At 72.3% G+C, this 12,851-nt stretch carries 16 protein-coding genes and 1 pseudogene; 10 read left to right on the top strand and 7 right to left on the bottom strand.

Going from position 1 to position 12,851, the window contains the following annotated elements:
- Nucleotides 1-324 precede the first annotated feature (324 nt).
- From AOJ26_RS32890 to AOJ26_RS32880, 3 genes are all read left to right on the top strand, one after another.
- Nucleotides 325-1,239: a peptidoglycan-binding protein gene (locus tag AOJ26_RS32890; protein WP_053852020.1), complete on the top strand. Its 915-nt coding sequence runs from the start codon at nucleotides 325-327 to the stop codon at nucleotides 1,237-1,239.
- A 143-nt stretch (nucleotides 1,240-1,382) separates the two neighbouring features.
- A complete protein-coding gene (locus tag AOJ26_RS32885) occupies nucleotides 1,383-1,778 on the top strand; it encodes a luciferase family protein (RefSeq protein ID WP_053852019.1) in 396 nt (131 codons plus the stop codon).
- Nucleotides 1,779-1,798: 20 nt separating this feature from the next.
- Nucleotides 1,799-2,170, top strand: a complete 372-nt coding sequence (locus tag AOJ26_RS32880) for a DUF6479 family protein (RefSeq protein ID WP_053852018.1) — start codon at nucleotides 1,799-1,801, stop codon at nucleotides 2,168-2,170.
- Between the two features lie 75 nt (nucleotides 2,171-2,245).
- Here AOJ26_RS32880 and AOJ26_RS32875 read toward each other — a convergent pair whose 3' ends face one another.
- Entirely contained in the window at nucleotides 2,246-2,707 is a 462-nt protein-coding gene (locus AOJ26_RS32875) for a DUF7144 family membrane protein (protein WP_053852017.1), read from the bottom strand.
- Between the two features lie 147 nt (nucleotides 2,708-2,854).
- Between AOJ26_RS32875 and AOJ26_RS32870 the strand changes: the two genes are divergently transcribed.
- Nucleotides 2,855-3,313, top strand: coding sequence for a hypothetical protein (locus tag AOJ26_RS32870; RefSeq protein WP_053852016.1), 459 nt, complete (start codon nucleotides 2,855-2,857; stop codon nucleotides 3,311-3,313).
- A gap of 22 nt (nucleotides 3,314-3,335) precedes the next feature.
- Here AOJ26_RS32870 and AOJ26_RS32865 read toward each other — a convergent pair whose 3' ends face one another.
- Nucleotides 3,336-4,016, bottom strand: coding sequence for a DUF6445 family protein (locus AOJ26_RS32865; protein WP_179200265.1), 681 nt, complete (start codon nucleotides 4,014-4,016; stop codon nucleotides 3,336-3,338).
- Between the two features lie 251 nt (nucleotides 4,017-4,267).
- Here AOJ26_RS32865 and AOJ26_RS32860 point away from each other — a divergent pair, with 251 nt between their 5' ends.
- Nucleotides 4,268-5,029 (top strand): DUF4142 domain-containing protein, encoded by a 762-nt coding sequence (locus AOJ26_RS32860; protein ID WP_053852015.1) that lies wholly within the window; start codon nucleotides 4,268-4,270, stop codon nucleotides 5,027-5,029.
- Between the two features lie 2 nt (nucleotides 5,030-5,031).
- On the opposite strand, the gene AOJ26_RS32855 is transcribed toward AOJ26_RS32860, so the two are convergent.
- A complete protein-coding gene (locus AOJ26_RS32855; protein ID WP_053852014.1) occupies nucleotides 5,032-6,705 on the bottom strand; it encodes a glycoside hydrolase family 13 protein in 1,674 nt (557 codons plus the stop codon).
- A gap of 279 nt (nucleotides 6,706-6,984) precedes the next feature.
- Here AOJ26_RS32855 and AOJ26_RS32850 point away from each other — a divergent pair, with 279 nt between their 5' ends.
- Nucleotides 6,985-7,926: an LAETG motif-containing sortase-dependent surface protein gene (locus AOJ26_RS32850; protein WP_053852013.1), complete on the top strand. Its 942-nt coding sequence runs from the start codon at nucleotides 6,985-6,987 to the stop codon at nucleotides 7,924-7,926.
- Between the two features lie 68 nt (nucleotides 7,927-7,994).
- Here AOJ26_RS32850 and AOJ26_RS32845 read toward each other — a convergent pair whose 3' ends face one another.
- Nucleotides 7,995-8,570: a dihydrofolate reductase family protein gene (locus AOJ26_RS32845; protein ID WP_053852012.1), complete on the bottom strand. Its 576-nt coding sequence runs from the start codon at nucleotides 8,568-8,570 to the stop codon at nucleotides 7,995-7,997.
- Nucleotides 8,571-8,678: 108 nt separating this feature from the next.
- On the opposite strand from AOJ26_RS32845, the gene AOJ26_RS32840 reads away from it, so the two are divergent.
- Both AOJ26_RS32840 and AOJ26_RS32835 read left to right on the top strand, forming a co-directional pair.
- Nucleotides 8,679-8,912 (top strand): hypothetical protein, encoded by a 234-nt coding sequence (locus tag AOJ26_RS32840; RefSeq protein WP_053852011.1) that lies wholly within the window; start codon nucleotides 8,679-8,681, stop codon nucleotides 8,910-8,912.
- Nucleotides 8,913-8,956: 44 nt separating this feature from the next.
- Complete coding sequence (locus tag AOJ26_RS32835; protein WP_053852010.1) at nucleotides 8,957-9,178, top strand: hypothetical protein; 222 nt, start codon at nucleotides 8,957-8,959, stop codon at nucleotides 9,176-9,178.
- A gap of 45 nt (nucleotides 9,179-9,223) precedes the next feature.
- Here the strand turns inward: AOJ26_RS32835 and AOJ26_RS32830 are convergent, their stop codons facing one another.
- Nucleotides 9,224-9,772: a TetR/AcrR family transcriptional regulator gene (locus tag AOJ26_RS32830; RefSeq protein WP_053852009.1), complete on the bottom strand. Its 549-nt coding sequence runs from the start codon at nucleotides 9,770-9,772 to the stop codon at nucleotides 9,224-9,226.
- 114 nt (nucleotides 9,773-9,886) lie between these two features.
- On the opposite strand from AOJ26_RS32830, the gene AOJ26_RS32825 reads away from it, so the two are divergent.
- Nucleotides 9,887-10,786 (top strand): DMT family transporter, encoded by a 900-nt coding sequence (locus tag AOJ26_RS32825; RefSeq protein ID WP_053852021.1) that lies wholly within the window; start codon nucleotides 9,887-9,889, stop codon nucleotides 10,784-10,786.
- 83 nt (nucleotides 10,787-10,869) lie between these two features.
- Here the strand turns inward: AOJ26_RS32825 and AOJ26_RS32820 are convergent.
- Nucleotides 10,870-11,406: pseudogene (locus AOJ26_RS32820) on the bottom strand (metal-dependent transcriptional regulator); the annotation flags it as partial.
- 8 nt (nucleotides 11,407-11,414) lie between these two features.
- Nucleotides 11,415-11,948: a YbhB/YbcL family Raf kinase inhibitor-like protein gene (locus AOJ26_RS32815; protein WP_053852008.1), complete on the bottom strand. Its 534-nt coding sequence runs from the start codon at nucleotides 11,946-11,948 to the stop codon at nucleotides 11,415-11,417.
- A gap of 82 nt (nucleotides 11,949-12,030) precedes the next feature.
- Between AOJ26_RS32815 and AOJ26_RS32810 the strand changes: the two genes are divergently transcribed.
- A complete protein-coding gene (locus tag AOJ26_RS32810) occupies nucleotides 12,031-12,723 on the top strand; it encodes a GntR family transcriptional regulator (RefSeq protein ID WP_053852007.1) in 693 nt (230 codons plus the stop codon).
- Nucleotides 12,724-12,851: the final 128 nt, after the last annotated feature.

Raw genomic sequence — 12,851 nt, 5'->3', positions numbered from 1 at the left:
CCACCGCCCCCGACGGCAGGATCCCCCTCTCGGCCCGCGCCTGGGCCGTGCGCGGCCGCACCGAATGACCCCGGCGCGTCAGCGGCCCGAACGCCGCGAGGCCCGGCGCGCCGGAACACGACGCAGCTGACGACCACGGGCTCCGCCCCTCGCCCGCAGTCCCCGGATCACTCCCCGGCACAATCCCGCGGCACCCGAGCCCCGCCCGGCCGGCTCACCGGGCCTCCCCGGGACCCGCGCCAGGCCGGGAACCGCCCCAACTCCCGTCGCGTCTGAAGGAGTTCGAAAGGCCGAGGAGTTCGGCCGCACACTCAGGGGGACCGTATGAGCACGAAGACCGGACCGCAGCGTTATCCCGGCGCGAGCCGGGCCAACTGGTACCAGGACGACTTCGGCGGTGACCCGATGGAGGTCAACGTCGTCGTGCTGCACACCACCGAGGGGCGCACGCTGCCCACGTACTCGGGCGGTGCCCTGGCACCCAACCTGACCGCGGTGCCCGACCTCGCCGCGAGGAGACTGCGCTGGTACCAGCACTTCGACATCGAGACCTCGTCCCGGGCACTGGCCAACCTGCGCGGCGGTGTCGAGACCAACACGCTCAACGTCTGCCAGGTCGAACTGGTCGGCACCTGCGACCCCACGGTCCACGCCAAGTGGAAGAGCGCGGGCAAGTCCCACATCTACTGGCCGGACGCCCCCGACTGGGCCCTCCAGCAGGTCGCCCGGTTCCTCTCCTGGATGCACGAGGAGCACGGCGTACCCCTGTCGGGGCCGAGCGCCTGGCCCGCGTACCCGTCGTCGTACGGCAGCAAGCAGGGCCAGCGGATGTCGGGGCGGAAGTGGGAGTCCTTCAAGGGTGTGTGCGGGCACATGCACGTGCCGGAGAACAGCCACGGCGACCCGGGCGCGATCGACTTCTCCCGGCTCCTCAAGTACGCCAAGGCGGACCTCGACGTCGGCGACGACGACACCCCCGGGAAGCCGTCCGGGCCGAGCGTCCCGGCCTACCCGGGCCGCAAGCACTTCCGAGCGGGCGCCACGAACGACCATGTCCTGCGGCTGGGCAGGCAGTTGGTCGCGCGCGGCTTCGGCGACCACTACAAGGTCGGGCCGAGCAGGACCTGGGGCGAGGCGGACCGGCTGAACGTCCGCGACTTCCAGAAGTCCCGCACGGAACTGCGCGGGGACGCCGACGGCTACCCCGGCCCGCTGACCTGGCGTCTGCTCTTCTCGTGACCGCGCGGCCGGCGCCCCGGGCCCCGCGGTCCGCGCAAGTCCGGGGCGCCGGCCGGCCACTTGAGGCCCGCGCCCGCCTCACGCCCCGGTTACGTTTCGCTCAACCTCTGGTTGCCGGGCGATGAGCGGGCGACGATGGGCCCATGACTCTGGCCGAGCGCGCCCTGGAGCGCCTGGAGGCGTGGTCCGACCTCAGTACGGACCTGCCGAGCTGCGGAGCGGGCCTGGCGCTGCGTTCCGCGCACAGCGAGATCGTGCACTTCCACCCGGGGCGGGACGTGGATCTGCACCTCACCGAACCGGCCATCCGCAGATTCCACGACGACCTGAGGGAGTCGACCGCGGTCCGGTTGCTGCCGGGCTCCCGCTGGGTCACCGTCCACCTCGACTGCGAGACCGACGTCGACCTGCTGATGAGCCTGGTCAGCGTGGCGCTCAAGGCCCACCAGGCGGGTCCCCCCGCCCTCGGTCCGGCCGGGTGCAACCTCCACCGGGTCACGGTGGTCCCCCGGGACGACTTCTTCGCGCCATTCGGGTGAAATTCGGCGATAATCGGTCCATGAGTACGGCGACGTTTGTCCTGGCGGCCACGTCGAGCGAGGTACTCAACGTGATCGCCGCCTTTGCCGGTGGGCTGTTCATCGCCGGCGCGCTGGTGTGGGCCGTGCAGTTCGGCATGCGGGTCCAGGAACGGGAGCTGCCGCGGCCGCTCAGCGATGAGCAGCCGCATCTCCCGGAGACCGGGCCGATCCGTGAGATCCGGGAGATGCGGGAGCCGGACGAGCTGCCGGCCCCCGCGGAGGGGCAGGAACGGCTGATGCCGTACCAGCTCCATCACTCGGGAAGCAGACGAGGAAAGGACCAGCAGCGCAGACGCTGGCTGCCCGGCTCCAGCGGCGGCTTCGGCAGCGGTGGCCTCGGACACGTGTGACCGGGGCGGCCGTGCGCCGCGCCGCCGCCCGGACCCCGGGCCCGGGTCCTCCGGCGGGCACTCCCGCCCGGAGGGTCAGGCGCGCATGCCGGGCCGGTACACCGCCAGCGCCCAGATGACGAAGAAGTCGATGCCGATCATGATGACCGACCAGACCGGGGCGTAGGGCAGGAAGAGGAACTGGGCGAGCATGCTCAGCGAGGCGAGGAAGATGCCGGTCATCCGGGCCCAGGCGGCGCCCCTGAGGATGAACGCGCCCGTGACGACGGCGAGGGCGCCCAGGCAGAGCAGGATCACGCCCCAGCCGGTGAGGTTCATCTTGTAGACGTAGTCGCCGACGCGGGTCCAGACGCCGTCCTTCGCGAGCAGGGAGATGCCCTGGAAGATCGCCAGGATGCCGTTCATCAGCATCAGCACACCGGCGAAGACGACCCCGCCGGCCGCCCACGCGGCCTCGGTCGGCGTGAATCCGGGGCCCTGGGTCGGTGTCGGCGTGGTGCCGGCGGACTGCTGGGTGGCGTGCGGTTGCTGCGTCATGGCCGTGTCCCGCCTCTCGTGGTCGATGTGCTTCGACCATCGGGTGCGGCGGGTCCGGCCACCACGGGAGTGGACCGAACGGGTGACAGGGCGTGCGGCCGTGCCACGGGGGATCTTCACTGGAGGGACCCGCACCCGGGAGGCGAGATGACCCGCTGGACGACGGCCGCGCTGCTGGCGGCCCTGGCCCTCACCGGCCTGACCGGCTGCTCCGACGACGACAGCCCGTCCTCGGTGGCGAGCAAGGTGGCGTCGGCCGCCTCGCGCGCCGGGGACGCCGTGTCGTCGGCGACGGCGGAGGCGGGCAGACGGCTCGACGGGATCAAGGACGGCGTCGACGCCGGGGACGACGTACGGCTCGGCAGTCCCAGGACCGCTCCGGACGGCCGTACGACAGCGGAGGTCACCGTCGCCAACAGTGCGGGCTCGGCGAAGTCCTTCGCCGTCCGGGTCGACTTCACCGACGGGACGGGCAAGCTGCTGGACGTGGTGGTGGTGACGGTCGCGGACGTCCCGGCGGGCGGCTTGGGGAAGGGGACCGCCCGCAGTACGCACGACCTGTCGGGGGACGTGCGGGCGAAGGTGTCCCGGGCGGTCCGCTACTGACGCCGGCGGCTCGCGGCGGGCGTCACGCCATCCAGAAGAAGACGGCCGTCATCCGCTTCTCCTCCAGGGTCCCGCCGCAGTACCCGGTCGCGCTGTGCACGAGGTTGGCGTTGTAGAGGAGCAGCCGGTTGTACCTGTGCGGCACCCGTACGTCCTCCTCGAAGGCGTCGGGTGCGACGAACCGGGTGCCGAGGGCCTCGACGAGGTTGTTGTGCGGGGCCTGCACGACATTGCCGCCGAGCCGCCCGCCCGACAGGGACTGCCGGTGGAAGCTGGTGCCGCAGTCCTTGGGGACGCCGGGGTTGAGGTACAGCACGGCCGCGTACCGGCACAGCGCCCGGGAGTCGGTGTGCGGCCTGGGCTCGCTCTCGCCCTCCCCGACGACCTGGACGCAGTTGTGGTTGAGGGTGCCCCCGCCGGGCGCCCGCTGCACCCACAGCCTCCCTGCCCCCGTCGCCTTCCGCACCAGCCGCTCGACCACGGCGAGTTCGGCGGCTTCGAGCCCGGGCATGGCCCGCAGCCCGGGCCAGGTCTCCGAGGTGTACGGGTGTCCCCGCACCCAGTCGTCCTTCGCGAGACAGCGTTCCCGTACGGCGTCGGCGTCCGGGAGCACGTCGTCGAACACCCAGTAGTCGCGGCCCCTGGTGGGCTTGCGGTACGGGAGGACGGGCAGGGGCCGCTGCGACCGCTGTGGCATGGACATGCAGCGAATCTAGGCCGGGGGCCCGTCAGGTCTCTCCCGCGATTTCCCCCGGACTTCCCCGTGAACCGGTCAACGGACGGTCAACCGCCCTCGTACGGCCCCGCGCTGACGGGGCGTGGTGTGAGCCCGGTCATCCTGTGGGAAGGCGATGAACATCCGCGCCCCCCGGTGCGTACTCCTGTGCGTCCGACCCGCCTCCCGGCGGGGACCCCGACCGGGCAGGAGGCACGGTGCCACTCTCGCGCAACGCGATGGGAACGCTGTTCGTTGGCGGAGCCCTGACATTGACCCTCGGTGCTCTCGCGTATCCGTCGATGCTCGGTGTGAGCACCGTCTCCAGCGCGCAGGACAGAGTCATCGCGCAGACGCAGTGGGGCCCGCTGACCGAACTGGACCGGGACTTCGTCGTCAAGGTGCGGGCGGCCGGCCTGTGGGAGTACCCGCTGGGACAGGTCGCCCTCCAGAAGGGGACGACCCCGGAGGTGAAGGAGGCCGGACGGCACCTCATCGACGGGCACGCGGCCCTGGACGCCGCGTGCCGCAAGATCGCGCCGATGCTCAACATCACCATCCCGAACGTGGCGAGCCCGCAGCAGGTCGGCTTCGTGAACCAGATCGAGTCGAGCAACGGCCAGCAGTTCGACACGAACTTCGCCAACATCCTGCGGGTCACGCACGGCTCGATCTTCAACACGATCTCGAAGGTCCGCTCCACCACGAAGAACTCGCTGGTGCGGTCGCTGGCCGACATGGCCAACGACACGGTGCTCGACCACATGACGGTCATGGAGAAGACCGGCTTCGTCAACTTCGACCAGGCCCTCTTCATGCAGACCACACCGCCGAAGCTGCCCGACAGCGACCTGACCCCGCCGGCCCCGCAGCCGGGCGCGCCGATGGTCGTGCTCACCCCGCCGGCGAACCCGACGTCGACGCCGCTCGCGGTCCCGGGCGAGAACGCGAACGGCGCCACCCCGGCCACGGGCGCGACCCCGACGCCGACCGTCGGATAGCCCTAGCCCAGCCAGGCCGTCGTGTCCGGTCCCAGCAGCCCGTCCTCCAGCGGGCCGCTGGTCATGAGCACTTCTCCGGGCGGCAGCGGGACAGCGGCGTCCGACAGGTTGGCGACACACCGCCAGCCCTCGTGGCGCACGAAGTCCAGCACGCCGTCCGGTCCCGGGTCCGTCCAGGTGAGCTCCTCCCCCTGGAGGAGCTTGCGGCGCAGGCGCAGGGCGGTGCGGTACAGCTCCAGCGTGGAGCCCTCCACACCGTCCTGGGCCTCGACGGCGTACTCGGCGAACCACTGCGGCTGCGGCAGCCAGGCCCCGCCCGCGCCGAAGCCGTACGACGGACCGCTCCGTGTCCACGGCAGCGGCACCCGGCATCCGTCGCGCCCCTTGCGGACCCGTCCCGTCTGCTCCCAGATCGGGTCCTGGAGCACCTCGAAGGGCAGGTCGGCGACCTCGGGCAGCCCGAGCTCCTCGCCCTGGTAGACGTACGACGACCCCGGCAGCGCGAGCATGAGCAGCGTGGCCGCGCGAGCCCGCCGCAGGCCCCGGGAGAGGTCGATCCCGGGCGCCCTGCCGCCGGACAGCAGCCAGGCGTTCTCGTCGGTGCCCGGCGGGAGCACCAGGCGGGAGGCGTGCCGTACGACGTCGTGGTTGGAGAGCACCCAGGTGGCCGAGGCGTGGGCCGCGCGGGCGGTGGCCAGGGAGTCGGTGATGGCCCGGCGCAGCGCACCGGCGTCCCAGGCGGTCTGGAGGTACTCGAAGTTGAAGGCCTGGCCCAGTTCGTCCGCGCGGGCGTACAGCGCGCGGCGGGCGCCGGGCACCCAGGCCTCGGCGACGGCCATGCGGGGCGGGGAGTAGGAGTCGAGGATCGTGCGCCAGTCGCGGTAGATCTCGTGGACCTCGTCGCGGTCCCAGTAGGGGTGGGCGCCCGGCGGCAGCCGGTGCAGGGCCTCCTCCGCGACGCCCGGCAGGTCGCCGAGGTCGCGCAGCGGCTCGGTGAGGTCCTTGGCCAGCGCGTGCGCCACGTCCACGCGGAAGCCGTCGACCCCGCGGTCGGACCAGAAGCGCAGGGTGGTGCGGAAGTCCTCGCGGACCTCCTCGTGCGACCAGTCGAGGTCGGGCTGTTCGGGGGCGAACAGATGCAGGTACCACTGCCCGTCGGCGACCCGCTGCCAGGCGCTGCCGCCGAACACGGACTGCCAGTCGGTGGGCGGCAGTTCGCCGTGCGCGCCCCGGCCGTCGCGGAAGACGTACCGCGCGCGGGCGGCGGAACCGGGTCCGGCGGCGAGGGCCTCCTGGAACCAGGCGTGCCGGTGGGAGGTGTGGTTGGGGACGAGGTCGACGATCACCTTCAGGCCGAGCCGGTGGGCCTCGGCGACCATGGCGTCGAAGTCGTCAAGGGTGCCCAGGCGCGGGTCGACGTCCCGGTAGTCGGCGACGTCGTAGCCGCCGTCGGCGAGTTCGGAGGGGTAGAAGGGGCTCAGCCACAGGGCGTCGGCGCCGAGGCCGGCCAGGTGCGTGAGGCGCTGGGTGACGCCCCGGAGGTCACCGAGGCCGTCGCCGTCGGCGTCGGCGAAACTGCGGGGATAGACCTGGTAGACGACGGCCTGCCGCCACCAGTTCGGGTCGTTGCTGGAGAGGTCGGGCGAGGGGTCTGGCGTGCTGGTGCGGGCGGTCACGCGGGCTCCTCTGCGAGGCGGGTGCGATGCACTTCCGTGGAAGGCGACAAAGGGGATATCTGTCCACGTCACCGGAAAAGTGAACCTGGGTTTTGCGGAGTCAATCCTTCCCAGTGTGGCGAAATTGTGATGGGCGTCGAACCGCCCCCGTATCACCGCAGGTTGACAGCATTCCGCAAGGAGATCCACGATGTGCGAACACCGTGGCCCATGTGACCAATGGGCCCAGTGTTTCTGATGCTTGCTGCAACCACTCACTCTCATCCTGACGGGATACGTATGTCCATAGCGAGACGTGTCACCATGCGGCGCCTGTTGGGGACGGGCGCCGCGACGCTCGCCTTCTCCGCCGCCCTCGCCTCCGTCGCCTCGGCCTCCGACTGCCCCGGCGGCAAGGGCTGGCAGGACGGCGGAAGCTACAAGCCGGGTACGGGCGCCGGCTCGAAGACCGAGACCGACCGCTGCGAGTTCTCCCTCGACGGCAAGAACTTCTTCGCCTCGGTCAAGGTCGACGACCAGAACCTGAAGCCGACCGACGACGGCAAGGTCCACGTCAAGGTCCGTGCCGCGGGCGACGCTTCCACCTGCACCGCCTCTCTGGCGTCCTACCTCGCGCACGGCCCGACGTTCGCCACCTCGGGCGAGCAGGTCTTCCACGACTTCGACACCGTGACCGTCAAGGCCGGTGCCGTCGACTCCCTCGACATCTCGATCCCGGACCTCGGCTGCTACGCGCAGATCGACCTCTACCGGGGCAACACCAAGTTCGACGGCAAGCTCGACGCCAAGGACGGCCTCCCGCACGGCGACCTGCCCAAGGGCCCGGACCACCCGGTCATCAAGGACAAGCTGATCGCGGCCTGGAACGGCGGCACGAAGGACTGCACGAGCACGCAGACCACGCCCCCGGCGACCCCGCCGGCCGAGAGCACCCCGCCGGCCTCCGAGTCGACGCCTCCGGCTTCCGAGTCCACCCCGCCGGCGTCCGAGAGCACGCCTCCGGCCTCCGAGACCCCGGGCACGGGCACTCCGACCCCGTCCGCCTCGGAGTCCACCACGACTCCGGCCGCCCCCACGCCGAACGGCGGCGGCGGTGACAACCTCGCTGAGACCGGCGCCAGCAGCAACACCCCGCTGATCGCGGGCGGTGCCGCGGTGCTGCTCGCGGGTGGCGCGGGCATCGTGCTCGCCACGCGTCGCCGCAAGGCCTCGCGCGCCTGATCCCCTCCGAAAGGGCCGTCCCACCGTTCGCGGTGCGGGCGGCCCTTTCGCCGTTCCCGTGCCGGTCGTCAGTGCAGGATGGGCCGGTAGACGAGCTCCTGGATCCGGCCGTCGAGCGTGCGGCTCTCCAGCAGCTCCAGGTCGAAGTCCGCCGCGCCCGCGAAGACCGGGTCCAGCCCGGTCCTGCCGGTGATCACGGGGAAGACGGTCACCTGCACGCGGTCGACCAGGCCGGCGGCCATCAGGGCCCGGTTCACCGCCAGGCTGCCGTGCGAACGCAGGGGCACGTCCGACTCCTGCTTGAGCCGGGCGACGACCTCGACGGCATCCCCGTGCACGACGGTCGCGTCCAGCCCGTCGAGGGGGCCCGCCAGCGTCGTCGACACCACCGTCGTCGGCAGGTTCGTCATCCGGGTGACCCAGGGGTCCCGCACGTCGTCCCCCGCGCTGCTCGCCGCCAGCATCCGCGCGAACAGCCGGTAGGTGGCGGCCCCGAGGACCATCCGCTGCTCCCCGCCGTACTGGGCCAGGCGGTGGGCGAGGAACTCCGGCCCCTGCTTGCCCCAGTAGCCGGTCCAGTCGCCGCCGGCGGCGCCGTAGCCGTCGAGGCTGGTGAAGACGTCGAAGGTGTAGGTGGCGGTCATGTCGGTCTCCGGTCCTCTGGGTCGCCGCGGGTCGTCAGGGTTGACCCGGCCCGCCTCCGGAAGTCATCGCCATGGCCCCATAAATCGAACACATGATTGAATCCAGGCATGCGATCGTTCCCCGACGACCTCGCCCGGGCCCAGCGCGAGTGGAGTGCCGCCTACCGGCAGCTCGCCGACCGCCCCGGCCGTACGGACCTGCGCCGGCGCCTGTACCGGCTGTCGGCGCAGGTGTTCTTCCACCCCCACTGGCAGCGTGATCGCCCACGGCCGGCCGAGTGGCGGGAACTGCGTGACCTGCGCCCGCTCCCCGACGACAGCGGCGAACGGCCCACCCGATGACGGACCGACATGCGGGACCGTACGCCGCGGACGATCCTGAGGACATGTCCGGACCGATCCGCGTGATCGTGCACCCCCCGTCCCCGACCGGCGGCCGCCGGGTCCGCGTCGACGGCGAGATCCTCGGCCTGGCCCACAACCTGACCGACGTCGCCGAGTTCCTCCGCCGGGCCGGGCTGGAGATCGACCCGGCGGAGGTGGCGCAGTCGGCCTGGATCGACTGGCGGGGAGGCGGCCCCGAGCAGTGGGGCCCGGAGGGGGGCTGACGTCGGGCGCGGAGCCGGTTCAGCGGACCCGCGGCACGGTGGGCGTCAGGGCGCTGTCGACGGATCCCCTGCGCCGAGGAGTTCCGCCGCCAGGTCGCGGGCGTGCCCGACGGGGTCGGGAAAGACGTGCAGACCGTGGGCGACCATGGCGCCCTCGTGCAGCAGCATGAGCGTGCCGGCCCGGTCGGGCGCCAGGTCGGTGAAGAGCCGGAGCATCCACTGCTTCTGGCCGGTGATGACGGCGTACGCCGGGTGGGCGGGGTCACTGATCTCGGCGTGCGCGTTGACCATGCCGCACCCCTTGGGGCTGTTGGCGTCCATCCACTCCCGGGAGGCCTCGAAGACCTCGCGGACCCGGTCGGCGGCCCCGGGCCCCGCCGCCGCCAGCCGCTCCAGGAGATACGCCCGCCAGCGCTCGTCCCGGTCGGCGAGGTACTCCACGACGATCTGCTCCTTGGAGCCGAACCGGTCGTAGAGCGTCTTCTTCGTCACCCCGGCCTCGGCGGCGATCAGGTCCACGCCGACCGCGTGGATGCCGCGCTCGTAGAAGAGCCGGGACGCCGCCGCGAGGGCCCGCCGGGCGCCCGGGGTCATGGTGATCCGCCGTACCTGGTCCGTTCCGTCTGCCACCCTGCCGACTATACCGATCTGTATAGTGGTCACGGCAAGGACGTATACCGATCTGTTTAGTCACGGGTGGTGACCTCCATGAACGTCCTGCTCTCCGCCGCCTTCGTCGTCTGCTGGAGCTCGGGGTTCGTCGGCGCGAAGCTCGGCACCCAGGACGCCGGCGCGACGACGCTGCTGATGTGGCGGTTCCTGCCCCTGGCGGTGGCCCTCGTCCTGTTCGCCGGGTACCGGGGCCGGGATCACTGGCGTTCCCTGACGCCCCGCGACCTCGCCCGGCAGGCCCTGATCGGACTGCTCTCGCAGAGCGGCTACCTGCTCACCGTCTACTACGCCGTCCAGCTCGGCGTCTCCAGCGGTACGACGGCCCTGATCGACGGCACCCAGCCACTGGTCGCGGGCGCGCTCGCCGGTCCGCTGCTGCGCCAGTACGTGTCGGCCCGGCAGTGGCTGGGTCTGTGCCTGGGCCTCTGCGGGGTCGCCCTGGTCACCACGGCCGACGCCGCCTCGACGACGGGGGTGGCGTGGTGGACCTACCTCGTCCCGTTCGCCGGGATGCTCTCGCTGGTCGCGGCCACCTTCCTCGACCGGCGCTCCCGCACCCAGGTGGCCCCGGCCGACGCGATGACCGTCCACTGCGCCACCAGTGCCGTCGTCTTCACGGCCGCCGCCCTCGCGACCGGCACGGCGGCCCCGCCCGCCGACGGGTCCTTCTGGCTGGCGACGGTCTGGCTCGTGACCCTCTCCACCTTCGGCGGCTACGGCCTGTACTGGCTCGTCCTCCAGCGCTCCGGCATCACCGAGGTCAACACCCTCATGTTCCTCATGGCACCCGTCACGGCCGTCTGGGGCGCGCTGATGTTCCACGAGCCGTTCACGGCGCAGACCGCGCTGGGCCTGGCGGTGGCCCTGACGGCGGTGGCGGTGGTGCGGGGGGCGCGCCCCCGGCGCGAGGAGGCGGAGACCGCGGGGGCCCGCTGACGGGTCCCGAGGATCACGGGCACGTGGGGGCCCCGCAGCGCCGTCACCGTCTGCGCCCTGCGCGCTCAGGGCCTGGCCACGAAGACGTGTGCCGAGGTCGGCGCCGGCTCCACGATGCGGCGTACCACGGTCCGCACACCGTCCGGCCCGGTCCGCAGGCTGACCGTGCCGCCGTCGGGGAGCGACCCCGCGGTGCACCTCTCGCCGAGCTCCGCCAAGCCCGGGATCGGGTTGCCGTAGGGCGAGTGCGTGGGGTGCCGCAACAGGTGCAGGACCCGGCGTTCGACGGCCTCGCTCAGCACGTGTTCCCAGCGGCGGGCTTCGGCGTGGGCGTCCTCACGGTCCATGCCGAGCAGGTCGAACAGCAGGCACTCGGCGAGCCGGTGCCTGCGCATGACCCGCACGGCCCGTCGGCGCCCCTCGCCGGTCAGCTCGACGCGCCGGTCGTCGGCGACGCGCACCAGTCCGTCGCGTTCCATCCGGGCGACGGTCTGGCTGACCGTGGGCGCGCTCCGCTCCAGGCGCTCGGCGATGCGGACGCGCAGGGGAACCACGCCCTCCTCCTCGAGTTCCAGGACGGTGCGCAGATACGTCTCGGTGGTGTCGATGAGCCGGGACATACCGGTGGTCAGGCGGGCGTCTCGGCGGTGGCGACCAGCACCGCTCGGCCGAGGGTGTGGCCGGCCATGGTGAAGCCGAGGACGGCCGGGGTGGCGTCGGCCGGGACGCCGATGGAGGCGACGTCGAGAGCGTGCACCACCACGAAGTAGCGGTGCGGACCGTGCCCGGCTGGCGGGGCGGCGCCGATGTAACGCGCCAGGCGGGCGTCGTTGGGCAGTTGGAAGGCGCCTTCGGGCAGCCCCGAGCCGGTGTCGTCGCCGGCACCGAGGGGCAGTTCGGTGACGGTGGCGGGGATGTCGGCGACCGCCCAGTGCCAGAACCCGGACCCGGTGGGGGCGTCGGGGTCGTAGACGGTGACGGCGTAGCTCCTGGTGCCCTCGGGGGCTCCGCTCCAGGACAGCTGCGGGGAGACGTCCTTGCCTCCCGGCAGACCGGAACCCAGTTGCTCGGGCTGCCAGGCGCCCCCGTCGGTGACGGTGGTGCTGGTGACGGTGAAGGGCGCCGCCTCGGGAAGGCGGGCGAAGGGGTCGTTGGCGCTCATCGGGTCGTTCCTTTCAAGGCTGCGTTTGAATCGACGATAACACAGATAATCGATTATCTAGGGGATCGTCTATGCTGAGGGCATGACTGGTACGGCTCCCGCCCCGGCCCCCTCCGGCAAGCAGATGCTCTCCGAGCAGGTCTACGCCCATCTGCGGGACGCGATCCTGCGCGGCGACCACGCCCCCGGCGAGGCCCTCAAACCGCAGGACCTCGCCAAGGCGCAGGGCGTGAGTCTGGCCGTCGTGCGCGAGGCGCTCGTACGCGTGGTCGGAGAGGGGCTCGCGGACCGGCTGCCCAACCGCGGCTTCGCCGTCCCCGCCTTCTCCGACCGCCGCTGGCAGCAGATCGCGGAGGCCCGGCGGACCGTCGAACCGGTCATGCTGCGCATGTCCGTCGAGCGCGGCGACGTCGACTGGGAGGCCCGGGTACGCGCGGCCCACCACCGGCTGGCCCGCACCCCGCCGTTCGCGCCGGAGACGGGCGAGTACTACACCGGCGCGTGGGCCGAGGCCCACCGGGTCTTCCACCGCACCCTGCTGGAGGGCTGCGACAACCCCGTCCTGCTGGACACCTTCGACCGGATGTGGACCGCGAGCGAGCTGGCCCGCCGCTGGTCGACGCACCGCAACCCCGGCCGGGACGGGGTCCTGGAGCATCGCCGGCTGGAGGAGGCGGCCCTGGCCCGCGACGCCGACACCGCGGCCGAGCTGCTGGTCCAGCACCTCACGCAGACCGCGGACGTCCTGAGCGACGGCGGCCTCCCGCACCCGTGACGCGCCAGGGGGCGGCGCTCCCCACCCGCGGTCCGGCCCTGCCCGGCTCGGCGGTGCCCGCGCCTCCTCCACCGCCGAAAATTCCTCGCCCCCACCGCCGCGAGGGAGACCCCCGTGAACGACCACGA

Source organism: Streptomyces sp. NRRL B-24085 (assembly GCF_001282115.1).
Lineage (GTDB): Bacteria > Actinomycetota > Actinomycetes > Streptomycetales > Streptomycetaceae > Streptomyces.
The sequence above is the reverse complement of the archived record's forward strand: the minus strand, read 5'-3'. Positions and strand labels throughout refer to the sequence as shown.

What these genes read in the sequence shown, in the direction of transcription:
- AOJ26_RS32890 (WP_053852020.1), top strand. Translation starts at nt 325, where the DNA reads ATGAGCACGAAGACCGGACCGCAGCGTTATCCCGGCGCGAGCCGGGCC.
- AOJ26_RS32885 (WP_053852019.1), top strand. Translation starts at nt 1,383, where the DNA reads ATGACTCTGGCCGAGCGCGCCCTGGAGCGCCTGGAGGCGTGGTCCGAC.
- AOJ26_RS32880 (WP_053852018.1), top strand. Translation starts at nt 1,799, where the DNA reads ATGAGTACGGCGACGTTTGTCCTGGCGGCCACGTCGAGCGAGGTACTC.
- AOJ26_RS32875 (WP_053852017.1), bottom strand. Translation starts at nt 2,707, where the DNA reads ATGACGCAGCAACCGCACGCCACCCAGCAGTCCGCCGGCACCACGCCG.
- AOJ26_RS32870 (WP_053852016.1), top strand. Translation starts at nt 2,855, where the DNA reads ATGACCCGCTGGACGACGGCCGCGCTGCTGGCGGCCCTGGCCCTCACC.
- AOJ26_RS32865 (WP_179200265.1), bottom strand. Translation starts at nt 4,016, where the DNA reads ATGTCCATGCCACAGCGGTCGCAGCGGCCCCTGCCCGTCCTCCCGTAC.
- AOJ26_RS32860 (WP_053852015.1), top strand. Translation starts at nt 4,268, where the DNA reads ATGGGAACGCTGTTCGTTGGCGGAGCCCTGACATTGACCCTCGGTGCT.
- AOJ26_RS32850 (WP_053852013.1), top strand. Translation starts at nt 6,985, where the DNA reads ATGTCCATAGCGAGACGTGTCACCATGCGGCGCCTGTTGGGGACGGGC.
- AOJ26_RS32845 (WP_053852012.1), bottom strand. Translation starts at nt 8,570, where the DNA reads ATGACCGCCACCTACACCTTCGACGTCTTCACCAGCCTCGACGGCTAC.
- AOJ26_RS32840 (WP_053852011.1), top strand. Translation starts at nt 8,679, where the DNA reads ATGCGATCGTTCCCCGACGACCTCGCCCGGGCCCAGCGCGAGTGGAGT.
- AOJ26_RS32835 (WP_053852010.1), top strand. Translation starts at nt 8,957, where the DNA reads ATGTCCGGACCGATCCGCGTGATCGTGCACCCCCCGTCCCCGACCGGC.
- AOJ26_RS32830 (WP_053852009.1), bottom strand. Translation starts at nt 9,772, where the DNA reads ATGACCCCGGGCGCCCGGCGGGCCCTCGCGGCGGCGTCCCGGCTCTTC.
- AOJ26_RS32825 (WP_053852021.1), top strand. Translation starts at nt 9,887, where the DNA reads ATGAACGTCCTGCTCTCCGCCGCCTTCGTCGTCTGCTGGAGCTCGGGG.
- AOJ26_RS32815 (WP_053852008.1), bottom strand. Translation starts at nt 11,948, where the DNA reads ATGAGCGCCAACGACCCCTTCGCCCGCCTTCCCGAGGCGGCGCCCTTC.
- AOJ26_RS32810 (WP_053852007.1), top strand. Translation starts at nt 12,031, where the DNA reads ATGACTGGTACGGCTCCCGCCCCGGCCCCCTCCGGCAAGCAGATGCTC.